Genomic DNA, 22,987 nt, shown 5'->3' with positions numbered 1-22,987 from the left:
CATGACTGGCGTGTTTACGAAGGGCGGCGTCCGTCCACACAACGCTGCTCCGCATGCATCGTGCCCGGCCGCTGCGATCCCGGTGACACCGCTCGCGAAAGCCGTATCCATCAGGGTTTTTCGACTGATGAATCGGGCTGCGCTGCGGCCGTGCCCGAGGCCGCCCGAGGTGTGAAGAAAAGGGACCGGAAATTGCCAGCCGTTTGTAAAAACCGGCGCCGGCGGTCCCGTCAATTCCTCCGTCTGAATAAACAAAGCGTAATCAAAACAGCGTCTTGCGCGACCTGGTACGGACGTTGCGTTGAAGAGTGCACTCGGCTCATTGAGTCTTTGACTACCAACGAACGGGATCTACTCCAATGCCTTCAATCGAACTACGCACAAGGCAGTCTCTTGCACTGACGCCTCGTCTTCAGCAGTCGGTGCGTCTCTTGCAATTGTCGGCTCTCGAGTTCCAGCAGGAATTGCGCACGGCGCTCGATACCAATCCGTTCCTCGAATACGACTCATCCGAAGCAGAGGACGTCGCGCTCGCCGGCACGACGCCGGCTGATGGCGAAGACGCCAACGTGTCCGCCGCCGATACGCTAGCCGCCGCCGAGCCGGACGGACTGCCGGCGGAAAACTCCGCTAGCGATACGCTCGAAAGCGCGGGCCAGGACGACATGCCCGCCGATTTTTCCGGCGACTACGGTTCGCGCAGTTCGGCGCGCCAGAACGGCGACGCAGACGGCAGCGACCCGGCCGAATGGGCTCGCTCGCAACCCACGCTGCGCGAGCAGTTGCACGACGCGTTGCGCCTATACCGGCTCGACGACCGCGATCGCGCGGTGGCCCGTTTCATCATCGAGGCACTCGACGAAGACGGGTATATGCGGCAGTCCCTCGCCGACCTCGCTGACAGCGTCGATCTCGAGCCCACGCTGACCGAGGAAGAACTGCTGGTCGCGTTGCGCCTCGTGCAATCGCTCGATCGTCCGGGGCTCGGCGCGCGTTCGCTGTCGGAATGCCTCGCGCTGCAGATCAATGCGCTGCCCGCCAATACGCCGGGGCGCGACGTCGCGCGGCAGATCGCCGAGCATCATCTGGAACGTCTCGCGCGCCGCGAACAGGCCGAGTTGCAAAAGCAGATCGGCTGCAGCGCGGAGGAACTGCGCGTGGCCTGCGCGCTGGTGCGCAAGCTCGATCCGAAGCCGGGCAATTGCTACGGCCGCGCCGAGGATAACTATGTGGTGCCCGACGTGATCGTGCGTCAGGCGCGCAACAAGTGGGTCGTGTCGATCAATCCGGCAGTGCAGCCGCGCGCGCGAATCCATCGCATGTATGCGCAGCTGTTCGCGCAGTCGGCCGGCGCGAGCCGCTCGCCGCTCGCACAGCAGCTGCAGGAAGCACGCTGGCTGATCCGCAACGCGCAGCAGCGCTTCGACACGATCCAGCGGGTGGCCGAATGCATCGTCGCGCATCAGAAGGCCTTCTTCCAGTACGGCGAGATCGCGCTGAAGCCGATGGTGTTGCGCGACGTCGCTGACGAGCTGGGTCTGCACGAATCGACGATCTCGCGGGCGACGGGCAACAAATATATGGCGACGCCGCGCGGCATCTTCGAGTTCAAGCATTTCTTCCCGCGCGAGCTCGGCACCGAAAGCGGCGGCACCTGCTCGGCCGCGGCGGTGCGCGCGCTGCTCAAGGAGATGATCGCCGCGGAGAACACGCGCGATCCGCTGTCGGACGTGACGCTCGCGAAGATGCTCGCGGATCAGGGCGTGCTGGTCGCGCGGCGCACGGTGGCGAAATACCGGCATCTGATGAAGGTGCCGCCGGCGGAACTGCGCCGGCAGCTTTGACGCACCGAAGTTTTAACGGGGGTTTGAAGCAAAGCAGTCGTTCAAACAGCAGTACATTGCGCACAGGGTCATGCGAGGTTGTCCGCTCGCATGACCCTTTTTCGTATCTGGACGTTTCGCCGGCGTGCCTTTACATTGGCGGGTCGAATGGAACGGGTGAGCGCAATGAAGTATTCGAATCTGGTCGAGCGGCTGCAAGGGCGTCGCACGTCGGCGTGGGAAATTCATCGGGTCGCGCAGCAGGCGGCAGCGAGGGGCGAAGACGTGATCGTGCTGAGCGTAGGAGACCCCGAGTTCTCGACGCCGGCGCCGATCGTCGAGCGCGCGATCGATGCGCTGCGCGCCGGCGATACGCACTATACGGCGATGGCTGGTCGCGAGCCGCTGCGCGCCGCGATCGCCGCCGAGCACGCGCGTACCACGGGCCGTGACGTGAGCGCGGCCAACGTGGTGCTGACCGCCGGCGCGCAAAACGGCGTGTTCGCGGTGTCGCTGTGCCTGCTCGAAGCCGGCGACGAAGTGATCGTTCCCGAGCCGATGTATCTGACCTACGAGGCCTGCGTGCGCGCGGCGGGCGCGACGCTGGTCGCGGTGCCGGTCGATCCGGCGCGCGCGTTTCACGTCGATTGCGACGCGCTCGCAGCGGCGATCACGCCGCGCACGAAGGCGATCTTCTTCGCGACGCCGTGCAATCCGACCGGCGTCGTGATGCAGCGCGCGGATCTCGAGCGCATCGCGCGGCTTGCGTGCGAACACGACCTGTGGGTGCTGTCCGACGAGGTCTATGCGGAACTGACGTTCGAACGCGACCATGTGAGCATTGCGTCGCTGCCCGGCATGGCGGAGCGCACGGTCACGATCGGCAGCTTGTCGAAGTCGCACGCGATGGCGGGATGGCGCGTCGGCTGGGCAATCGGGCCGGCGACGCTGATCGAGCACATGGCGCGGCTCGCGCTCGCAATGCTGTACGGCCTGCCGGGCTTCATCCAGCAGGCCGCATTGACGGCATTGGAGAACAGGGCCGAGTTCGTCGCCGAGATCCGCGAGATCTACCGGCGGCGGCGCGACGTCGTGTTCGAGCGCTTGTGTCGCGTGCCGGGCTTGCGATGCCTGTTGCCCGAAGCCGGCATGTTCGTGATGGTCGATGTCAGCGGGACCGGGCTCGATACGACCGAGTTCACGTGGCAGCTGTTTCGCGCGCAAGGCGTGGCCGTGCTCGACGCGAGCGCGTTCGGGGAAACGGCGAACGGCTTCGTCAGGTTGGGGCTGGTGGTGGGCGAGGATCGATTGATCGAGGCGTGCGACAGGATCGCGCGATTCGTGGAAGGGGTGCGCGGCTGAGAGGCCACCTCAGGCCGCCGCATAACCCAGCCGGCGCGCCTGGATTCCGGCGAGAGCGAGCAGGGTGTCGTCGCTCGCGGCCGTATCGGGAATCAGATATAGATCGCCGATATCGGTCACCGGATCGCTGAACGGCGTCGGCGAGTGGCGTTGCGAGATCAGGAAGTCGCTGATCGGCGATGCATCCGCGAGGCCGAGAAACTGCCCGATGCGGGCCGCCGTCTCACACGGTTCTTCGACGACCTTCCGGTACGGCACGGTCAGCGCGTGAGGCGCCGGGATCTCTTCGAAGAATGCGTTGATCTCGCCGACGTATTGCCCCCACACGCGGATGCCGTCTTCGATCGATCCGGTCCAATGCTTGTGCAAGAGCGAATTGGCCACGTGGCGAGGATCGCGGTGGATATGAATGAAGCGCGCCTGCGGCAGCAGTTCGCGTATCAGACGCAAGCAGGAACCGGAGCGCGGCAGGCGTTCGATCGAACCCGTTCGGCCCGACAGTACCGTAGGGTCGGCGTACGACGGATGCTTGTCGCCCCAGATCGGCGCGCCGAACTTCAGTTCTTCGCGATAGAAGCGCTCGACCCATCCGCCAAACGTACGATGGCCGAATGCGAGCAGGCGGTCGCGTGAAGTCTCGCCGAGCAGATCGGCGCGATGGCAGCCGACTTCGAGGAAGTCCTTCAGCAATGCAAAGACGCGGCATTCGTTGGTCAGCTGGATCAGAGGATGCGCGTTCAACACGGAACAAAGAAAGGTCGTTCCGGACCTGGGCGAGCCGACGATGAAAAGCGGGAAAGACTCCATTGCGCGCTCCTTGTCGTTCGTCCGGGTTCCTAGCTTACGCACGCCGCATGGCGTCAGCCTGACGCGGGCATGACTGCCGCGCCATTCGCTTCGATGGCGAGTGACTTCGACCCTCAAGCAGCGATTCGCAATTCTCGAATGTGGGGCGCACGCCGGCAGAACGCGTATGCGTTCGGCGTGGCTTACTCGCGGTTTACCTTTTCTTGCGCACGAACTTCAAGCCGAAGCGCACCAGCCGCGGCATCGTTTCGGGCCGCAACAGCCGTGGGTCATACCCCGCGAAGCGACGTTCGTTTTCCTGAAGACACAGTTGCATCAATTCGGGCACGCTGATATCGACATCCGTCACTGACTGCGCGCCGTTGACCGTGAAGTTGTTATCGTGCTCGTGGACGTTGCCATCGGCATCCATCGCACGCGCGAGCCCGATACGCTCCCAAATCAGAAACGCCCACACGCCCGCCACCTTGAGCTCGAAGCGGATGCGCTGCCACCACGAAAGCTGCGCGCGATGCCAGGCGACCCAGTTCGCGAACAGCAGAATGTGGCGGCACTCTTCCTGCATCACCGGCTCGAACGTCTCGGTCAGTTCCGGCGGAAACAGGCCCGAGCGCCGCGCCACCTCGAACAGGCCGAACGCGAAGAAGCTGTCGATACATTCGCTATAGCCGGTCACGAGGTAAGCCCGTTCCGTGTCTTTCGGATAGACGTACGGCGGCTCGCTCGCGAGCTCGATGCCATACGCATGCACCATGCGCGACAACACTTCTTTATGGCGGTTTTCTTCCCACGCGTTAAGAGCGAGCGCGTCGCGCAGGTCCGGGGTGTCGAGCGTCGCCGCGTAGGCGGCCATGCGCAGGCGCGCTCTGCCTTCGGTTTGCACGGCGATGTCCCAGATCGGCAGATCGACGATGCGCTTGAGCGTCGCGGCTTCGAGCGGCGGCCATGCGAGCACGGACGGGCGATACGGATTGAAGGTTTCGCGAAACATGCGGCACATTTCGCGCCGGTGCACGTCCGAGCCGGGCGTCAGCGGGCCGCTGACGGCGCTCGTCCAGTGCCGCATCGCGTGCTCGGCGGCGTCGAGGGTCGAGGCGTCCGGCTGTTCCTGCGGCAGGTGCGGCGCGCGAAAGCCGGGGATCAGCGCGGCGGCGTCGAATGCATCCAGTACCAGTTGGTCCATTGGGTATTCTCGGCAAGGCGACGAAGGCGCTGTCGATTCTGCCATGACTGCGCAGGTGTGCGCCACGTGGAGGAAAAAGCGCAATGTAATGTTGGCGCGTGCCGTGACACCGACGGTTGACGCCGCGCAAACTTGCGTCAAGAATCGAACGCCGGGTTTGCCCCGGAATCCGGCTAGACGGAATTCCAGCGCATTTCGACTCGTCGCGGACCACTTCATGATTCTTCGCTTCTCTTCCTCATTGCGCCGCTTGCTGACGGTGGCATTGCCGGCCGCCGCGCTGACGGTGACGCTTTGCGTCGCCGCTGTGGTGTCGTTCGGCGAACGGTGCATGGCAGCCGGACCGGCCGATGCGAGGGGAGGCACGGACGCCGCCGCATCCGCGCCGACCGCGCCGCAGGTCGGCGAATCGGGCGAGTCGCACCCGATGACAGCGCGCCCGAACGACGAGCCGCGCAAGCGGACGGCTGCATCGAATGCACCGGACTCGGCCGACGCGACGGCGAGGCCTCACAACGACCGGGCGTCGGCGCCGGCGATTCCGGTGCCGCCCGAAACCACCAGCGTGACTACGCATTCGCTTCGCATGAACGGTCGCAAGCTCGACTACACGGCGAGCGCCGGCAATTTGTTGCTGCACGATAAGTCCGGCGCGCCCACCGCGAGCGTGTTCTATGTCGCGTACACGGTGCCGACCAAAACGCCGGCGACGCGTCCGATCACCTTTCTGTTCAACGGCGGCCCAGGCGCTGGCAGCGTATTCCTGATGATGGGCTCGGTCGGCCCGAAGCGGGTGCGCACCGCGAGCCCCGCGAGCACGCCGCCCGCGCCGTACACGCTCGAAGACAACCCCGACAGCCTGCTCGAGGTCTCGGACCTCGTGTTCGTCGACGCGGTCGGCGCGGGCCTGTCGAGACCGGTCGGGCATGGCACGGGCAAGGACTTCTGGGGCGTCGATCAGGACGTCAGTGCTTTTGCGCAATTCATCGACCGTTATCTGACGGTGAATCAGCGCTGGAATTCGCCGAAGTACCTGTTCGGCGAATCGTATGGCACCGCGCGCGCCGCGATGCTCGCTTATCGGCTGGGGCAGAACAATATCGCGCTGAACGGCGTGATCCTGCTGTCGTCGGTGCTCAATTCCGCGGCGTTCACGCCCGGCACCGATTTCAAGAGCGTGAGTTATCTGCCGAGTTTCGCGGCGATCGCGTGGTATCACGACAAGGTCGCGCCGAAGCCCGCGAACTTGACGGCGTTTCTCGACGAAGCGCGCGCGTTCGCACGCGGACCGTATGCGCAGGCGCTCGATCAGGGCGATGCGCTGCCCGACGATCAGCGCGACGCGATCGCCGCGCGCGTCGCGTACTTCACCGGTCTCGACGTGGGCTTCGTGAAGCGCAACCGTCTGCGTCTTTATCCGTCGCGCTTTCGAAACGAGTTGCTGCGCAACGAGTCGCGCAGCGTAGGGCGCTACGATGCGCGAGTCGAAGGCCGGAATTACGACGATGCAGCGGAAGATCCCGATTTCGATGCGTCGGTGAACAGCGTGTCGAATGCGTTCAATGCGGCGCTTCATCAGCATCTGTCGGAAGACCTGCATTACACGCCGACCGACCGTTATCTGGTGTTCAGCGACGACGCGTTGAAGCAGTGGGACTGGAAACACCGTGAATGGTGGGGCGAACGGCTGGAGCTGCCGTACGCGGGCGGCGATCTGGCCGAAGCGATGCGGCAGAATCCGCAGTTGCGGGTGCTGTCGCTGAACGGCTACTTCGATCTCGCCACGCCGTTCTACGCGACCGAATATGCGCTCGCGCATCTCGGCCTCGACCGGTCGCTGCGCGAGAACGTGCGGATTGCCTACTATCCGACCGGCCACATGGTGTACCTCGACGATGCCGCGATGCACGCGATGAAGCGTGATCTCGTGAGCTTTTATACGGCTCAGCCGCGTTGAGATCGGCGAATCGGCGCACGATGTCGAACGGTATAATTCCACGCACCGTGCAGTAGCCGCGCGCTTCGTCAACTGCGCTTCATCGTTTGCCGCTTATGCCATTCACCCCGATTCCGTCCTTCGCGCGCAAGCGCATTTCCGACGTGGTTTCCGACCAGATCAAGCAACTGATCTCCGAGGGCTCGCTGATGCCCGGTGACCGGCTGCCGGCCGAGCGCGATCTCGCGGCGCAGCTCGGCGTGTCGCGGCCGTCGCTGCGCGAGGCTCTGATCAGGCTGGAAGCGGACGGTTACATCGAAACGTCGGGGCGCGGCGGTTTCACGGTGGTAGACGTGACCGCGCCGATCATCTCGAAGCCGCTTGCCGAACTGCTGCTGCAGAATCCGCGTACCAGCGCCGACATTCTGGAATTGCGCCAAGGGCTCGAAGCGATTTCGACGGTCTATGCCGCGCAGCGCGCAACCGCCACCGACCTGAAGAAAATCCGCGCGGCGTTCGAGGCCTTGAAGGCTGCGTCCTTGTCGCGCGATCGCGCGAATCTCGCCGAACTCGATGCCGCGTTTCATCTCGCGATCGCCGACTCCACGCACAACGTCGCGCTGGCGCACGTGATGCACGGCATTCACACGCTGATTCGCGAGGGCATGCGCCAGTATCATCGCTTGATCGATTACGACGATGCGATGGAAAAGCAGTTGATGAGCCAGCACCAGGCGATTTACGACGCGGTCGTCGCACGCGATGCGCCCAAAGCACGCAAGGCCGCCGAGCGGCATCTGGCCTTCGTGCGCGAGATCTACAAGGACGATGCGACGAAGCCGTCGGCTGCCGTGATTTCCTGAGTTGCCCGGCCACGCGAAACCTCTGGCGACGGAGGCGAGGCGGCGGGTCAGTCGGCGAGAAATACCTCTTCGCCTCGTCCCAACGGCACGACCACGGGTCGCTGCACGGCGGTGTCGATATCGATGTGCCGCCCCTCGCGCGAAGAGCGTTCGAAGGCATCCAATACCTCGAGCACATGCAACGCCAGTTCGCCGCTTGCGCGATGCGGCCGATCCCGACGCAACGCCACCGCCATGTCCAGTACGCCCACAGCGCGGTAGTTGGCCACGTGCGCGCCGCTCCTCAACGTGAAGTTGTCGACACCAAAGGGATGATGCTGTGTGTCGAGCGGCTTGAAGCCGCTATCACGTTCGGCCACGCGCGGACTTCCGCCAAAGAAATTCGGGTCGACGCCCAACAGCGTGCCTTCGGTGCCATAGATCTCGATGGGCGCACGCTGATGGGCCCACACGTCCCACGAGGCACTCATCGACACGTTGGCTCCGCTCGCAAAATGCAGGATGCCGTTGACCGTCGTGGGCACCTCGACATCGATGATCTGGCCGCGGAGCGGCTCACTGGAGATGATGCGCTGTGGAAAACCGATGCTCGCGCACGCGGTCACGCGTGCTACCGGTCCCAGCAGGTTGACCAGCTGAGTCACGTAATACGGGCCCATGTCGTGAATGGGACCGCCGCCCGGCTTGAAAAAAAACTCTGGATTGGGGTGCCAGGATTCCATGCCGCGGGACAACACGGCCACGGCCCCGCCAATGGCGCGCCCGATGCGGCCGGCATCCAGCGCCGCGCGGCAGGCCTGATGGGCAGCGCCGAAGAAAGTGTCAGGTGCGCAGCCCACGCGTAATCCCGACGCCTCGGCTCGCGCCAGCATCGCGCGTGCGGACGCAAAGTCGGTAGCCAAAGGCTTTTCGAGGTAGACGTGCTTGCCCGCCTCGAGAATCTGCAGGCTTACCGGCACATGCGCGTGCGGCACCGTCAGGTTGATGACGATTTCGATGTCGGGGTCGGCCAGCAGCGCGTCCACCGTCATCGCGGCAACGCCGTGCTGCGCGGCCTTGGCCCGGGCGGCTTCCGGACGCAAGTCCGCGCAAGCCTTGACGCGCGCGAACTCCGAATTCGCCGCGCCGGTGAAATACGCATCGCTGATGTTGCCGCAACCGATGATGCCGATGAGGACAGGTTTCATGGATCAGGCTCCGAGCTGGTGCAGATAGGCAAAGGCATTGCGGGCGAAGCGTTCGCCGTCGCTGGGATTGTCGTGCTCGGCGGCGAGGAAACGCGCACCGGCTTCGCGGCAGGCAGCGGAGAGCGTGGGCCAATCCATGACGCCGTGACCCACGTCGGCCCAGCCGTCTTCGTCCAGTTTTTCACCCGCGGGCGCGAGGTCTTTCGCATGGGCCGAGACCACACGGCCCGTATAACGACGCAGCCACGGCAGCGGATCGGCGCCGCCGCGAACGAGCCAGGCTACATCCACCTGCCAGCCGAGCGGGCTTGCCCCGGCGGACTCGAACAGCAGTTCCAGCGCCGTGGCGCCGTTCTTTTTCGCTCTCAGTTCCCAATCATGGTTGTGGTAAGCGAGACCGATGCCCTGATCGGCCAGCCGATGAGCGAGTTCGCCCAGCTCGCTGCCGAGCGCCCGCCAATATGCGGCATCACTGTCGCGCTCGGCCGGCGGCACGGCGGGCATGACCAGCTGGGTGAAACCGATCGTCTCGCACGCCGCGATCACTTCTTGCAAACGCTCACGCAGCATGGCCATGCTGAGATGGCTGGACGAGGCGCTCAGGCCGCGGGCCCGAAGCTTGTTCCGGGTGTCGGCCGCATCTTCCAGCAAGGACCCGATCAGCTCGACCTGGCGAAATCCGGCTTGGGCTGCAATGTCGAACTGCCGGTCGAAGTCGCCCGCATTACGCAGGCTGTAAATCTGGATGGAAATGGGCAAGGCTTGATTCATGGTCGTCAGTCCAAGGAGTCAAGGGATGCGGCACGGATTGGAGCAGCGATTGCAGTGAAGCAGTGCAGGTCAGAGGGTAAGCGCTTTCCTGCTTCTCCGGAACATGGGCTTTACCCCTATGCAGGCAGGTATAGCCACGGCACCGGCAATCTACGTCTGCATCTCCACTGCTTATGGGTAACGCATATCGGGAAAAAATTTTCCCAGCGGTGCTACAATTGTTACCTATGCGAAGCAAACCCTCTATCGAAGCCGTAGCCCGCGAAGCTGGCGTATCGATTGCCACGGTGTCGCGTGTGCTCAACGGGACGAAGCCCGTGTCGGCGGCCACGCGCGAGCGGGTCGAGGCGGCTGTGAGCGCACTGGATTACCGCGTCAATCCGTTCGGCCGCAGCCTGAGTACCGGGCAGAGCCGCATTCTGCTGATGCTGATGCCGGACTTCGCGAACCCCTATTACGCCGAGATCGTGCGCGGGGCCGCCGCGGTCAGTCGCCAGGCCGGTTACACGCTGCTTCCGGCGGACCTGGAAGCCTGGGCGGGCACAGCGGACGCGTCGCTGCCGACGCTGCTCGGCAGTCTGAGCGACGGCGTCATCAATCTCGTGCCGATGTCCGACCAGGCAGCCCGGCGCGAAGCGGCGAATGGCAAGCCGTGGGTCAATTGCTCGGAGTTCATGCCCGGTAGTGATGTGCCTTATGTCAGCATCGATCACCGCCAGGCCGCGACGGACGCAGTGCAGTACCTGATCAACAAGGGCCACCGGCGCATCGGCTTCATCACCAGCGATGAGCGCTTCCTGTATGCGCGTCAGCGCCGCGAGGGCTATGACGCGGCACTGTTGCGCGCCGGCCTCGCGCCTGCGCCCGAGCTTGTCTGTGTGACTGGCGACAACAGCTACGCCGCCGGAAGCCAGGCGGCGGCAAGTCTGCTGGCGGTGGTGGACCCGCCGAGCGCGGTGTTCGCCGTGTCGGACACGTTGGCGATCGGCGCGATCAAGTGCTTTAGCAAGGCCGGCCGGCGGGTGCCGCACGACGTGGCGGTAATGGGCTTCGACGATGTGCCCATCGCCGACATCTTCGAGCCGGGGCTGACGACCGTGGCCCAGCCGATGGTCGAACTGGGCGCCGCGGCCGCCGAAATGCTGCTGGCGCTGCTGGACGGCCGACGCCCCGCGCCGCGCATCTTGCAGCATCGGCTGGTGCTGCGGGAGTCGGTTTGAGCGGTCGTGTTGGAGAACGAACGCGGCGGCTCGATGGCCGACGAACAAGCTCCCGCTGCCGAAGGTCGCACTTACTCTGCCGTGGTGATCGGGCCGCTCGAATTGACACCGCCAACCGACTTTCTTATAGTCTTGGTCAGACCAACATGACCAAACCGGCAGAACGGGCCGCACCGGTCAACCGGCATCATCCCCGCCGCATTTCCTGAAGGCCCTATGAAAGTCGCGCTGTTCATCCCGTGCTTTATCGACGCGTTCTATCCCGAGGTCGGCATCGCGACGCTCGAACTGCTCGAACGTTTCGGCATCGAGGTCGACTATCCGCAACAGCAGACCTGCTGCGGCCAGCCGATGGCCAATAGCGGCGCGCATGCGGACGCCGCCGCCACCGAGCGACTATTCGCGCGCAACTTCGCCGGCTACGACTACATCGTCGGGCCGTCCGCGAGTTGCATTCATCACGTGCGAGAGCATTTGACCGCGCTCGAGCAGACCGATGAAGTGAAGAAAGTGCGCGCAAGCGCTTATGAGTTGGTCGAGTTTCTGCACGACGTGATCGGCGCGCGCGAATTTCCGTGGGCCGAGTTTCGGCATCGCGTCGGTCTGCACACCAGTTGCAGCGCGCTGCGTCATCTGAGGCAGGCGTCGGCGTCGGAAATTGCCGGCACGCCGTTTTCAAAGCCCCGCGCATTGCTCGAAGGCGTGAGAGGCATCGAGTTCGTTAAGCCGGCGAGGCCCGACGAATGCTGCGGTTTTGGCGGCACGTTCTCGGTCACCGAAGAGGCGGTGTCGGTGCGCATGGGGCAGGACAAGGTTCGCGACCATCTGAATGCGGGTGCCGAGTACATCGTTTCGGGTGATATGTCCTGCCTGATGCACCAACAGGGTTGCGCCGAACGCATGAAGGCCGACGCGCGCTTCATTCATATCGCGCAGGTTCTCAATGGAGCACGCGCATGAGCGGCGACCATCAACGCATCGATCACGCCAAAGCCGCGGGTTCTTTTATCGGCAAAACCGAGCATGTCGCGTTTCACGACAAGCGTCTGTGGGACCTGCGCGAGAAGCGCGACGCGCAGGCGCACGGCATTGCGGAATGGGAAACGTTGCGCTCGCTGGCGTCGGGCATCAAGGAACACACGCTGTCGCATCTGGCCGACTATCTGGAGCAGTTCGCGGCGGCCGCCGCGGCCAATGGCGTGGTCGTGCATTGGGCGGCGAACGCGGAAGAGCACAACGCGATCGTCCACCAGCTGATGTCCGAGCGCGGCATGACGACGCTCGTGAAAAGCAAGTCGATGCTGACCGACGAATGCCGGATGCGCGAGTACCTCGAACCGCGCGGCATTACCGTGATGGAGACGGACCTCGGCGAGCGCATCCAGCAGCTCGATCATCAGGACCCGAGTCATATGGTCGTGCCGGCCGTGCACAAGCTGCGCGCGGACGTGGCCGAACTGTTCGGCCGCACCATCGGCACCGATCCGAAGAATAGCGACATCCATTATCTGGCCGAAAGCCAGCGCATGAATACCCGGCCGTATTTCGTGCGCGAGAAAACGGCTGGCATGACCGGCTGCAATTTCGCGGTGGCGGAAACGGGCACGGTAGTTGTCTGCACGAACGAAGGCAATGCCGATCTTTCAGCGAACGTTCCGCCGTTGCATATCGCATCGATCGGGATCGAGAAGCTGATACCGAAGGTGTCGGATCTCGGCGTGTTCGTGCGCATGCTGTCGCGCAGTGCGTTGGGTTCGCCGATCACGCAGTACACATCGCATTTTCGTGCGCCGCGGCCGGGCACCGAGATGCATTTCATTCTCGTCGATCATGGCCGCTCGGAACGGCTCGCGATGGAGGACTTCTGGTACTCGCTCAAATGCATCCGCTGCGGCGCGTGCATGAATACGTGTCCGGTGTATCGACGCAGCGGCGGCCTCTCGTATGGCGGCACCTATTCGGGGCCGATCGGCGCGATCATCAATCCGACTTTCGATCTGAAGCGCTATAGCGCGTTGCCGTTCGCATCGACACTCAACGGCAGTTGCACGAACGTGTGTCCGGTGAAGATCAACATTCACGAGCAGATCTATAAATGGCGCGCGGTGATCGCCGAGCAGCACGAAGTGCCGTTCGTGAAGCAGGAAGTGCTGAAGATGGCGGGGCGTCTGCTATCGAGTCCGACCTTGTATCGCGCGACGGTGGCGTCGATGGGCAGCGCGTTACGGCGGCTGCCGAATTTCGTGCTGTACAACCCGCTGAATATCTGGGGCCGGCAGCGCGAATTGCCGGAAGCGCCGAAGATGACTTTCCATGCCTGGTACAAAAAGAATCGCGGAGGCGGCAATGACAACGCGTGAGGCTTTTCTTGCCAAAGTACGCGCCGCGCAACCGGCCGCGCGGCCGCGTCCCGACGTGCCGCTGTTCGATGCGGTTGGCGGCGATCCGCGAGCGCGTTTCACAGCGGCGCTGCAAACGATGGGCGGCACTTGCGTCGAGGCAGCAAGCGCGAGCGACGTTAGCGAACTGATTCGCGAGCGTTTTGGCGCGGCGGTATCGATTGCATCGGCGAGCGCGCAAGTGCCGGGCACGCGCGTGATCGGCGCCGATACGGACCCCGCGTCGCTGCAGGACGTCGACGTCGGTGTGGTGCGGGCGCGTTTTGGCGTTGCCGAAACCGGCTCGGTGTGGTTCAGCGAGCGCGAATATGTGGTCAATGCCTTGGGCTACATCGTCCAGCATCTGGTCGTGTTGCTCGATCCGGCGCAATTGCTCGATGGACTGCAAGACGTCTATCGTCGCGACGATTTCCGCAGCGCGCGCTACGCGGCGCTGGTTACCGGCCCTTCAGCCACCGCCGATATCGAGGGCGTACTGATTCGCGGCGCGCAGGGCGTGCGCTCGTTGACGGTGGTGTGGCTCGCAGCCTAACGCGCGGCAGTTACCGCGCCGGACTTTGCTATCATCACTGTATAAACATACAGGTCCTGCACAAAGTCCGTGGCAACCGATGCTCGCTCAGAGATCCGCTCTGAGGCCCTTTACTACCTGCTGAATTTCGAGCGCGCGCTGGCGTGGCTCGCCGCGCGTTACGACGACCTGCTCGACGACGAAGAGCACGCTTTTCTGCGCACTTTCGCGACATTGCCGCAGGCTTCGCGTGCGTTGCTGGTGCGCATGCTGATGCGCAAGGGCATGCTGTTTCGCGCGAGCCGCCTCGTTTATGAGGAAATCGGCTGTCCGTTGCAGGCGGCGATGCCGATGACGGTGCATCGCTGGATCGACACCGAGCCGGCTCTGTCGCTCGACGATCTGTTTGCCCTCAGCACACGTGCGCAATTGCTGGAGATGTTCGCGGACGCGATCGCGCGAATTCCCGGCGCAAAGGCATTGCGCAAACCGGATCTGCTCGAAACGCTGCGTGCGTTTTACGAAACTGAAAGCGGCGAAGCGCAAGCATGCCCATCACGTCCGCTCGCCGCGTGGCACGACGCTACTACGGACCGCGTGCTGCACGTTGCGATCGCGCCGTTGTGCGATCGCTTGCGGCTGATGTTCTTCGGCAATCTATATCAGGACTGGTCGGAGTTCGTACTCGCCGATCTTGGCGTGTTCCAGTACGAGAAGGTCGCGTTCGGACCGTCGTCGCGCGCGTTCCAGAAACGCGCGGATATCGACGCTTATCTCGCGCTGCACGCGTGCCGCGAAGCGCTCGAATGGCTACCGGCCGACACCGGCGCCGCCACGCTTGAAGAACTGATCGCGACCGTCCGCTCGATCGATACTGCGAATCCGTGGCTGGAAACGCGTCGCGCGAAACTGCTGTTCCGGATCGGCCAGGAGTGCGAGCGGCGCGAACAGTGGAGCACCGCACTCGAGGTGTACGACGCATGCGCGTGGCCGGGTGCGCGTCATCGACGCATGCGCGTGCTCGAGCGCAGCGAGCGTGACGGCGAAGCGCTCGCGCTGGCTTTGCAGGCCGATGCAGCGCCCGAGAGCGAAGAAGAGGCGCAGCGTGTCGCCCGGATGTTGCCGCGCTTGCGGCGCAAATGCGGCGTGCCCGTGCCGTGCGCCGTGGCGGCGCGACGGGTGGAGCGCGGCACGCTGGTGCTGCCGAAGCCTGACACGCCGGTGCCCGTCGAATACGTGGTGCGCGATCATCTGAGCAGCGACGCCGCGCCGGTGCACTACGTCGAGAACGCGCTGATCAATTCGCTGTTCGGCCTGCTGTGCTGGGAGGCGGTGTTCGCGGCGCTGCCCGGCGCTTTTTTTCATCCGTTCCAGCGCGAACCGGCCGATCTGCACGCGCCGGATTTTCACGCGCGTCGCGCCACGCAGTTCGCGGCGTGCTTCGCGCAACTCGATAGCGGTGTGTATCGCGACACGATTCTGCGGCATCTGCATCAGAAGACCGGTATGCAGTCGCCCTTCGTATTCTGGGGACTGTTGACGCCCGAACTCGTCGCGCTTGCGCTCGACTGTCTGCCCGCCGCACATCTGAAGCTGTGGTTCGAGCGCTTGCTGCGCGACATTCGCGGCAATCGTTCCGGCTTGCCCGACCTGATCCGGTTCTGGCCGGCCGAGCGTCGCTATGAATTGATCGAGGTAAAAGGCCCCGGCGATCGTCTGCAGGACAACCAGATCCGCTGGCTCGCGTACTGCGCGCAGCACGGCATGCCGGTGCGCGTCGTCGATGTGCGCTGGGCCGGGCAAGAGGCGCAGGGCGAAGCGGACGTCGCGACGCGAGCCGAAGCGGAGCGCGTCGTATGAGCTACGTGGTAGCTGTCCGCGCGATGTGCGAATTCACCGCGCGGCGCGGCGATCTCGATCTGCGCTTCACGCCCGCGCCGACTTCGCTCGAAGGCATTGCCGGTCATCAGATGGTCGCCGGCCGTCGCGCGGGCGGCTACGAAACCGAACTCACGCTGACGGGCACGCATCGCAGTCTGACCGTGCGTGGCCGCGCGGACGGCTACGATCCAATCGCGAACCGGCTCGAAGAAGTGAAGACCTATCGCGGCGATCTCGCGCGCATGCCCGCCAATCATCGCGTGCTGCACTGGGCACAGGCGCTCGTCTATGGGCATCTGCTGTGCCGGGCGCGCGGGCTCGGCGAGCTGACGGTCGCGCTGGTGTACTTCGATATCGGCAGTCAGAAGGAAACCGTGCTGACACAGCAGCACAGCGCGCGCGAACTCGAAATCTTTTTCGTCGACCAGTGCGAACGATTTCTCGATTGGGCCGTGCAGGAAGACGCGCATCGCGCTGCGCGCAATGCGGCGCTCGTCGAGTTGCAGTTTCCGTATGGGCAGTTTCGCCGTGGGCAGCGCGAGCTCGCGGTAGCCGTGTATCGTGCGGCGCGCGACGGCAAGCCGTTGATGGCGCAGGCGCCGACCGGCATCGGCAAAACGCTGGCGACGATTTTTCCGTTGCTCAAAGCCTGCGGCGAAGACCGGCTCGATCGCGTGTTCTTTCTGACCGCGAAGACGCCGGGCCGCGCGCTTGCGCTCGATGCGATCGACTCGCTGCATCGGAGCGCGCCGTTGCCGCTCAGAACGCTCGAACTCGTCGCGCGCGACAAGGCCTGCGAGCATCCGGATAAAGCCTGCAACGGCGAGTCATGTCCGCTCGCGCGCGGCTTTTACGATCGTCTCGATGCGGCGCGAGCCGCGGCGCTCGCGACGCCGCGGCTCGATCGCGCGGCGGTGCGCGAGGCCGCGCTCGCGCACGACGTGTGTCCGTACTATCTGGCGCAGGAGCTCGCGCGCTGGGCCGACGTGATCGTCGGCGATTACAACTACTACTACGACGCGAGCGCGATGCTGCATGCGCTCGCGCAGATCAATCAGTGGCGCGTGGGCGTGCTGGTGGACGAAGCGCACAACCTGCTGGAACGCGCGCGGCGCATGTATACCGCGTCGCTCGATCAAAGCGCGTTCCGGCTCGCGCGCAACAGCGCGCCGGCGGCGCTGAAGAAACCGCTCGAACGCTTGCAGCGCGAATGGAATGCGCTGAAGCGCGCGCAGACGGCCAGCTACCACGTGTACGCGGAGATCCCCGGAAAGTTGCTATCCGCCGCGCAGAATCTGATTGGCGCAGTGACCGATCAGCTCGCCGACGCGCCGTTGTCGATCGACGAACACGCGCTGCGCTTTTTCTTCGATGCGATGCACTTCGTCGCGCTCGCCGAGCAGTTCGGCGAGCACTCGATGTTCGACGTGACATTGAGCGCCGATCGTTACGCGCCGCGCGACAAGACCAGTGCGACGCTATGCGTGCGCAACGTGATCCCCGCGCCGTTTCTCGCGCCACGCTATGCGGTCGCGCGTACCACGGTGCTGTTCTCCGGCACGCTGAATCCGCAGCATTTCTATCGCGACACGCTTGGGCTCGCCGACGATACGCAATGGCTCGATGTCGAAGGACCGTTTCGCGCGGAGCAGTTGCAGGTGCACGTAGCGGCTCATGTATCGACGCGCTGGCGCGATCGCGAGCGCTCGCTCGCGCCGATCGTCGAACTGATTGCGAAGCAGTACGGCACGCAGCCCGGCAATTATCTCGGGTTCCTGAGCAGTTTCGATTATCTGCAACGCGTGGTCGCGCTGCTGCGCGAGCGGCATCCCGGCTTGCCGGTGTGGACCCAGGAGCCCGGCATGGACGAAGCCGCGCGTGATGCGTTTCTCGCGCGCTTCAAAACGATGAATCAGGGGATCGGCTTCGCGGTGCTCGGCGGCGCGTTTTCGGAGGGAGTGGATCTGACCGGACAGCAACTGGTCGGCGCGTTCGTTGCGACGCTCGGTCTGCCGCAGGTCAACGACGTCAACGAGCAGATGCGCCGTGCGCTCGATGCGCGCTTCGGCAATGGCTACGACTATATGTACCTGTACCCGGGATTGCAGAAAGTCGTGCAGGCGGCGGGGCGCGTGATCCGCACCGAACAGGATCGCGGCGTCGTGCATCTGATCGACGACCGCTTCCGCAGGCCGGAAGTGCGGCGCCTGCTGCCGCGCTGGTGGCAGGTTCGCTAGCGCTGCGCGGCGCTAGCGAACCGTTACGCGTGCGACGTGCGGCGTGTCACGTCACGCGTGCGGCGAGGTCGAGCCCGGATTGGCGGGCGTACCGGGGCCACCGGCCGGGCTCGGATCGACGGGGATCTGATCGTCGAGCGGCGCGTCGCCCTTGTGCGGAGTGTGCTCGCCGCCATCAGACTGTCCAATCTGGTGGATGCGCGGCACGCCCGCATCGACCTTGGCCTTGCTGGCCGGGTCCCACGTGAGCAGATGGCGCTGCGGATTCGCGATCTCGATGCCGAGCTCGCTGAAGCGCTCGAGGATGCGCCGGTTGAACTCGCGCTGCACGCCCCAGCGCGACGTATCGCGGCATTGCATCTGGCCGGCCAGCGTGATCGCGGAACCGTCGACCGCATCGACGCCCCAGAACGAGAAGTCCGCGAGGATGCCGTCCTTGAACTTGTCATCCGCGCGCAGCGATGCGCCGATTTCCTTCAGCGTGTCGATCGCGCGCTCGACGTCCTGGCCGAACACGATATTCACGCGCACCGCCGCGTTGCCGATGCCGCGATTCGTGTTGTTCACGGTCGACACCGAACTGAACGGCACCGTAAACAGCGAGCCGTCGCTGCCGCGCAGGCGCACGGTGCGAATCGACAGATATTCGACGGTGCCCGACACGCCCGCGAGCGTGACCCAGTCGCCGACCTGCATCGCGTTTTCCATCAGCAGGAAGATGCCGGTGATGAAATCCTGCACCAGCTTCTGTGAGCCGAAGCCGAGCGCGACGCCGAAGATGCTCGCGCCCGCGAGCAGCGGCCCGATGTTCACGCCGAGTTCGCTCAGTCCCGTCAGCACGACGACGAGCGCGATTACGCAGAACAGCGCGCTGCGCAGCATCGGCATCAGCGTGCGCAGGCGCGCGGCGCGCACCAGATCGCCGCTGCTCGTCCAGTCGTCGAGGCGGCGTTCGGCCGAGACGTTGACTACCTCCCACACCACCAGCGCGATGATCGCTGCGACCGCGATCGTCGCGAGCGCCGAGGCGAGGCGATGGCCGATCGTGCCGCTGCGGAACAGATCGACGACATCGACGCCCCACGCCTGCAACAGCACGAACGCGGTGACAATGCCGATGACCCAGCCGATCACGCGCCGCAGCGCCGGATAGTATCGGTACGCGTGCTGATGCACGAGCGAGCGCGACGCTTCGTCCTGCACGTGGAAGATGCGCGCGAGCGCACCGAAGATCACGATCGACACGAGCCGCGCGCCGATCAGTATCGCGAGCGTCATGCCGCCGATATTCACGAGCGCGTGATAGCCGTTCTGTACGTCGAAGGCCCACACGAACCACAGGCCCATCACGATGACCACGGCAACCCAGGCCCACGCGTCCGCGAGCGCGTTGCCGAACATCTGCAACGACTCGTGCGCGGAAAAGCGAATGCGAATCCGGTTGGCAACCGGCTTCGCACAGCGCAGCACGAGGATCGAGATCATCACGTGACCGACCAGCGCGACCACTTTCAGCAGCGCGAGATGCGCGGCGTCGTTCATGCCGAGCGCCTGCGCGACTTCGGCTAGCGCGACGCCGGCGCCGACCACGCCGACGATTCGCACGATCCAGCCGAGGATGAACGCGGCCCACGCATCGCCCATGCGCAGCAGCCGCAGACGCGGCGCGCTCGGCTGCAGGAAGAACGCGCCGACGATCACGACGCAGCGGCACACCACGTAGACGTCGATCAGCGAATCGAGCGCGCGGTCCTGCGGCGTGCCGTTGTCGGCGATGATCGAAATCACCGCGCTTGCCGCGGCGACGAACACGGCAAGCGGAATCAGCCTGACCAGCGTGATAAGCAACGCGCGCGGCAGGCGTTGCAGCAGCGTCCAGTGGTGCGTCGCGTTGCGCTTGCCTTCGGCTTCGATCGCGCGGCCTTTCTCGGATGGCGTCGGGTACGGCGCGGCGCCTGCGGCACGCGTGGAAGGCGGCGCGGCGCCGTTGTCATCCTGCTGCGCGGCTTCGCGGCGCGCAGCGATCGCCCGGTAGATGCGACGCAGCAGCCGGCGCGTCAGCCATTCGAGCAACAGCGCGGGAATCAGCGCGGCGAGCAGCGACGACAGCACCTTGAGCAGCACCACGCGCGCGTGCGGGTTGGCGAACTGCCAGTTCCACCATGCGCGCACCGAAGCGACATCGAGCAGCGCGGCGACCGAGCCGCGCAGCGAGGTCGCGAGATAGCCGGCGTAATGCGCGCCCTGACGCGCGATCTGCGACGCGAGGCCATTGCTTTTGAACGCGGCCGGCACGAGCGAGGCTGCGCCGCTGGCGGCGGCCGGTGCCGACGCCGCTGCCGGCGCGGAAGCGGGCGGCGCGCTCAACGCGCCGGCCGCGGCGATCGCCTGCAGCGTATCCGCGACCTGCGCGCGGCGTTTGGGGTCGTTCAGGACGGAGAGCGCGTCGCGAGCCTGCTGAGGTGTCAGCGTGACGGCGGCGGAAGCGGGCGTGGAATGGGCGGGCTCAGGCGCGGCGGCGAACACGGGCGCCGCGCCGGCGACCAGAAAAATGAAAAAACAGATACGGAGAAATTTTTGCATGGGGTGTAGAGCGGGACGAAGCCAGGGCGGACGATTGTGCCGGAACGCAGGGCTGTTTCAGCGGGGCGACCCCGGACGGACACGGGTTCGGGCGCTGAAGTTCCTGCGGCGGAGGCCCGCCGGACGGGCGAAAGGGCCGCGAGGGCGGCGCTCGCCGGTTGGGGCGTTGAGCCGATAGCATAGCCGATGATGGCCGGCAGGCCTGGCGAAGTGGGCAGAAAGCCTGCCCGGAAGGCCCCGTGGGCGAGGCGGCGCAAGGGGTAGGAGGCCGCCTGCCGGGTGGCAATGATTGCGGTGACGCGGGGACGCGCCGCATGACTACGCTAGCTGCAAGCAGAGCGCTTGTGAGTCTTCATCGATCAATTGCTGTCACCATGCGCTGCTAAGCGTTCACTGCAAAAAACGCTTACATCCGCGCTCATGCCAACGACGAGGTCTGGCGCTCGGCTTCGTCGTCGGCATCGGGACCGCTGCTCGCGCCGCGTCCGGGTGGCTCCTGATGCAGCCGGTTCGCGTGCATCAGCCGGTACAGCGTCGCGCGCGAAATGCCGAGTTCGGCGGCCGCATCGGACAGCTTGTAGCCGTGTCGCAGCAGCGCGTTCTCGATCGCATCCTTTTCGGCCTTGCTGCGGATTTCCGCGAGCGTGACCGCCGGGCCATTGTCGGCCTCGGGCAGGCCCAGGTCGCTCGCCGTGATGAAGCGGCCCTCGCTCATCACGACCGCGCGGCGCACGCAGTTGATCAGCTCGCGCACGTTGCCGGGCCACGGGTAGTTCGACATGGCGACGATCGCGTCGCTCGACAGCCCGCGCAGCTTGCGCGCGCCGTCCTGCTTGTACATGCTGAGCGCGTAATTGGCGAGCAGCTTGATGTCGCCGCCGCGCTCGCGCAGCGGCGGCTCGACGAGTCGCAGCACGCAGAGCCGGTGATAGAGGTCTGAGCGGAAACGGCCGTCCTCGACGGCGCGCTCCAGGTCGACGTGGGTGGCCGAGATCACCCGCACGTCGACGCTGATCGGACCGTTGCCGCCAAGCCGCTCGATCGTGCCTTCCTGCAGGAAGCGCAGCAGCACCGCCTGACATTCGTGCGGCATGTCGCCGATTTCGTCGAGAAACAGCGTGCCTTCATGCGCACTCTCGATGCGGCCGATCTTGCGTTGCAGCGCGCCGGTAAATGCGCCGCGCTCGTGGCCGAACAGTTCGGCCTGCAACAGGCTCGGCGGAATCGCCGCGCAATTGATCGCGACGAACGTGCGGCCCGCGCGCGGCGAGCGATCATGAATAGCACGAGCGGTCAGCTCCTTGCCGGTGCCCGATTCGCCTGCAATGAACACGGGTGCGTCGGTCACGCCGCATTTGTCGATGCGCCGGTAGAGCTGCTGCATCGGCTCGCATTGACCGACCATGCCGTGACGGCCGACCGACGGCTCCGGCGCGACGCGCGGCTGACGCAGGTTCGACAGCCCATGAGCGTGGCCGAGCGCGAACACGAGCCGCTCGTTGAGCCACGGCTGCGTGACGAAGTCGAAGCAGTAATCGAGGATGAAACGGCTGACCAGTTCGTTGTCGGCCTGGCCCGGCACGATCTGCGCGACCCAGTTGGTCTCGACGCGGCGCATGCACAGCGCGAACGCGGATAGCTGCTGAGACGTGCAATCTTCGGGCAACTGAACGAGACCAACCTTGATGTTGCCGCGTTCGATCATGCGTTCGGCCACGGCCGTGCTTTTTGCGTGCACGGCTTGCCATCCCGACGCGGCCAGAAACTCGGCGAGTTTCTGGTCGGGCGCGTTCGCCACGTACAGAACGGTGCGTTCCGTGTCGGCCGGCGTGCAAGTCGTAGTCATGATTCCCCCCGTTCGACCCTCAGGACTGCTGTGCGGCGTTGTGAGATTCAGGCGGCCAGTTACTGCACTCCGGCTGCGACGCATTCACGGCAGCAGCGAACACGAACAAGGGACACTACAAGCGCGGCGCGAACCGGAACGCGCTGCATGGCGGACCGATTCATGCAATGGCGGCGACCTTGTCGTTCATTGCTGAAACTGCCCGGCGACTTTATCCCCGAATCGTGAAAACCACTTGAACCGTGGCTTACCTCGTTGACCTGATACAAGCGCTCTGATTGGCGCACGGCCTAACGATAAGCGAAAGCGCTTGAAAGCGCCAGACAAAAGAATCATGGATCAGGAATGCGTGTTGGCTTTCGGATTAACACGGATCAC

At 64.8% G+C, this 22,987-nt stretch carries 16 protein-coding genes; 10 read left to right on the top strand and 6 right to left on the bottom strand.

Going from position 1 to position 22,987, the window contains the following annotated elements; all coding sequences use genetic code 11:
* Positions 1 to 359: 359 nt before the first annotated feature.
* Positions 360 to 1,844: an RNA polymerase factor sigma-54 gene (locus AB3X95_RS21560; RefSeq protein WP_176123741.1), complete on the top strand. Its 1,485-nt coding sequence runs from the start codon at positions 360 to 362 to the stop codon at positions 1,842 to 1,844.
* Positions 1,845 to 2,009: 165 nt separating this feature from the next.
* Positions 2,010 to 3,185: a pyridoxal phosphate-dependent aminotransferase gene (locus AB3X95_RS21555; protein WP_368622489.1), complete on the top strand. Its 1,176-nt coding sequence runs from the start codon at positions 2,010 to 2,012 to the stop codon at positions 3,183 to 3,185.
* Between the two features lie 9 nt (positions 3,186 to 3,194).
* Here the strand turns inward: AB3X95_RS21555 and AB3X95_RS21550 are convergent, their stop codons facing one another.
* Together AB3X95_RS21550 and AB3X95_RS21545 are read right to left on the bottom strand one after the other, a co-directional pair.
* Positions 3,195 to 3,992, bottom strand: a complete 798-nt coding sequence (locus AB3X95_RS21550) for a sulfotransferase (protein ID WP_368622488.1) — start codon at positions 3,990 to 3,992, stop codon at positions 3,195 to 3,197.
* Between the two features lie 193 nt (positions 3,993 to 4,185).
* Positions 4,186 to 5,175, bottom strand: coding sequence for a ferritin-like domain-containing protein (locus AB3X95_RS21545; protein WP_176123744.1), 990 nt, complete (start codon positions 5,173 to 5,175; stop codon positions 4,186 to 4,188).
* Between the two features lie 217 nt (positions 5,176 to 5,392).
* On the opposite strand from AB3X95_RS21545, the gene AB3X95_RS21540 reads away from it, so the two are divergent.
* The gene (locus AB3X95_RS21540) at positions 5,393 to 7,132 is read left to right on the top strand and encodes a S10 family peptidase (protein WP_368622486.1); all 1,740 of its coding nucleotides are present in this window, start codon (positions 5,393 to 5,395) and stop codon (positions 7,130 to 7,132) included.
* A 95-nt stretch (positions 7,133 to 7,227) separates the two neighbouring features.
* Positions 7,228 to 7,974 carry a FadR/GntR family transcriptional regulator gene (locus AB3X95_RS21535; RefSeq protein ID WP_176106054.1) on the top strand — a complete coding sequence of 249 codons (747 nt, stop codon included), beginning with the start codon at positions 7,228 to 7,230 and terminating at the stop codon, positions 7,972 to 7,974.
* A 47-nt stretch (positions 7,975 to 8,021) separates the two neighbouring features.
* Here AB3X95_RS21535 and AB3X95_RS21530 read toward each other — a convergent pair whose 3' ends face one another.
* Both AB3X95_RS21530 and AB3X95_RS21525 read right to left on the bottom strand, forming a co-directional pair.
* Complete coding sequence (locus AB3X95_RS21530) at positions 8,022 to 9,161, bottom strand: Gfo/Idh/MocA family protein (RefSeq protein ID WP_368622485.1); 1,140 nt, start codon at positions 9,159 to 9,161, stop codon at positions 8,022 to 8,024.
* Between the two features lie 3 nt (positions 9,162 to 9,164).
* Positions 9,165 to 9,932 carry a sugar phosphate isomerase/epimerase family protein gene (locus tag AB3X95_RS21525; RefSeq protein ID WP_368622484.1) on the bottom strand — a complete coding sequence of 256 codons (768 nt, stop codon included), beginning with the start codon at positions 9,930 to 9,932 and terminating at the stop codon, positions 9,165 to 9,167.
* Between the two features lie 227 nt (positions 9,933 to 10,159).
* On the opposite strand from AB3X95_RS21525, the gene AB3X95_RS21520 reads away from it, so the two are divergent.
* The 6 genes from AB3X95_RS21520 (at position 10,160) to AB3X95_RS21495 (ending at position 18,180) form a co-directional block, all read left to right on the top strand.
* The gene (locus AB3X95_RS21520; protein WP_368589989.1) at positions 10,160 to 11,152 is read left to right on the top strand and encodes a LacI family DNA-binding transcriptional regulator; all 993 of its coding nucleotides are present in this window, start codon (positions 10,160 to 10,162) and stop codon (positions 11,150 to 11,152) included.
* 216 nt (positions 11,153 to 11,368) lie between these two features.
* The gene (locus tag AB3X95_RS21515) at positions 11,369 to 12,112 is read left to right on the top strand and encodes a (Fe-S)-binding protein (protein ID WP_368622483.1); all 744 of its coding nucleotides are present in this window, start codon (positions 11,369 to 11,371) and stop codon (positions 12,110 to 12,112) included.
* Positions 12,109 to 13,512, top strand: a complete 1,404-nt coding sequence (locus tag AB3X95_RS21510) for a lactate utilization protein B (RefSeq protein WP_368622482.1) — start codon at positions 12,109 to 12,111, stop codon at positions 13,510 to 13,512. Before AB3X95_RS21515 ends, AB3X95_RS21510 begins: the two co-directional genes overlap by 4 nt.
* Positions 13,499 to 14,083, top strand: a complete 585-nt coding sequence (locus AB3X95_RS21505; RefSeq protein WP_368622481.1) for a lactate utilization protein C — start codon at positions 13,499 to 13,501, stop codon at positions 14,081 to 14,083. The genes AB3X95_RS21510 and AB3X95_RS21505 overlap by 14 nt, the downstream gene beginning before the upstream one ends.
* A 69-nt stretch (positions 14,084 to 14,152) precedes the next feature.
* Positions 14,153 to 15,922, top strand: a complete 1,770-nt coding sequence (locus AB3X95_RS21500) for a VRR-NUC domain-containing protein (protein ID WP_368622480.1) — start codon at positions 14,153 to 14,155, stop codon at positions 15,920 to 15,922.
* On the top strand, positions 15,919 to 18,180 hold the full coding sequence (locus tag AB3X95_RS21495) for an ATP-dependent DNA helicase (protein WP_368622479.1): 2,262 nt from the start codon (positions 15,919 to 15,921) through the stop codon (positions 18,178 to 18,180). Before AB3X95_RS21500 ends, AB3X95_RS21495 begins: the two co-directional genes overlap by 4 nt.
* Positions 18,181 to 18,231: 51 nt before the next feature.
* On the opposite strand, the gene AB3X95_RS21490 is transcribed toward AB3X95_RS21495, so the two are convergent.
* Positions 18,232 to 20,763: a mechanosensitive ion channel domain-containing protein gene (locus tag AB3X95_RS21490; protein ID WP_368622478.1), complete on the bottom strand. Its 2,532-nt coding sequence runs from the start codon at positions 20,761 to 20,763 to the stop codon at positions 18,232 to 18,234.
* Between the two features lie 418 nt (positions 20,764 to 21,181).
* Positions 21,182 to 22,609: a sigma-54 dependent transcriptional regulator gene (locus AB3X95_RS21485; RefSeq protein WP_176123755.1), complete on the bottom strand. Its 1,428-nt coding sequence runs from the start codon at positions 22,607 to 22,609 to the stop codon at positions 21,182 to 21,184.
* Positions 22,610 to 22,987: the final 378 nt, after the last annotated feature.

This window comes from Paraburkholderia sp. BR13444 (assembly GCF_040948755.1).
GTDB classification, from domain to species: domain Bacteria; phylum Pseudomonadota; class Gammaproteobacteria; order Burkholderiales; family Burkholderiaceae; genus Paraburkholderia; species Paraburkholderia youngii.
The sequence above is the reverse complement of the archived record's forward strand: the minus strand, read 5'-3'. Positions and strand labels throughout refer to the sequence as shown.

What these genes read in the sequence shown, in the direction of transcription:
- AB3X95_RS21560 (WP_176123741.1), top strand. Translation starts at nt 360, where the DNA reads ATGCCTTCAATCGAACTACGCACAAGGCAGTCTCTTGCACTGACGCCT.
- AB3X95_RS21555 (WP_368622489.1), top strand. Translation starts at nt 2,010, where the DNA reads ATGAAGTATTCGAATCTGGTCGAGCGGCTGCAAGGGCGTCGCACGTCG.
- AB3X95_RS21550 (WP_368622488.1), bottom strand. Translation starts at nt 3,992, where the DNA reads ATGGAGTCTTTCCCGCTTTTCATCGTCGGCTCGCCCAGGTCCGGAACG.
- AB3X95_RS21545 (WP_176123744.1), bottom strand. Translation starts at nt 5,175, where the DNA reads ATGGACCAACTGGTACTGGATGCATTCGACGCCGCCGCGCTGATCCCC.
- AB3X95_RS21540 (WP_368622486.1), top strand. Translation starts at nt 5,393, where the DNA reads ATGATTCTTCGCTTCTCTTCCTCATTGCGCCGCTTGCTGACGGTGGCA.
- AB3X95_RS21535 (WP_176106054.1), top strand. Translation starts at nt 7,228, where the DNA reads ATGCCATTCACCCCGATTCCGTCCTTCGCGCGCAAGCGCATTTCCGAC.
- AB3X95_RS21530 (WP_368622485.1), bottom strand. Translation starts at nt 9,161, where the DNA reads ATGAAACCTGTCCTCATCGGCATCATCGGTTGCGGCAACATCAGCGAT.
- AB3X95_RS21525 (WP_368622484.1), bottom strand. Translation starts at nt 9,932, where the DNA reads ATGAATCAAGCCTTGCCCATTTCCATCCAGATTTACAGCCTGCGTAAT.
- AB3X95_RS21520 (WP_368589989.1), top strand. Translation starts at nt 10,160, where the DNA reads ATGCGAAGCAAACCCTCTATCGAAGCCGTAGCCCGCGAAGCTGGCGTA.
- AB3X95_RS21515 (WP_368622483.1), top strand. Translation starts at nt 11,369, where the DNA reads ATGAAAGTCGCGCTGTTCATCCCGTGCTTTATCGACGCGTTCTATCCC.
- AB3X95_RS21510 (WP_368622482.1), top strand. Translation starts at nt 12,109, where the DNA reads ATGAGCGGCGACCATCAACGCATCGATCACGCCAAAGCCGCGGGTTCT.
- AB3X95_RS21505 (WP_368622481.1), top strand. Translation starts at nt 13,499, where the DNA reads ATGACAACGCGTGAGGCTTTTCTTGCCAAAGTACGCGCCGCGCAACCG.
- AB3X95_RS21495 (WP_368622479.1), top strand. Translation starts at nt 15,919, where the DNA reads ATGAGCTACGTGGTAGCTGTCCGCGCGATGTGCGAATTCACCGCGCGG.
- AB3X95_RS21490 (WP_368622478.1), bottom strand. Translation starts at nt 20,763, where the DNA reads ATGCAAAAATTTCTCCGTATCTGTTTTTTCATTTTTCTGGTCGCCGGC.
- AB3X95_RS21485 (WP_176123755.1), bottom strand. Translation starts at nt 22,609, where the DNA reads ATGACTACGACTTGCACGCCGGCCGACACGGAACGCACCGTTCTGTAC.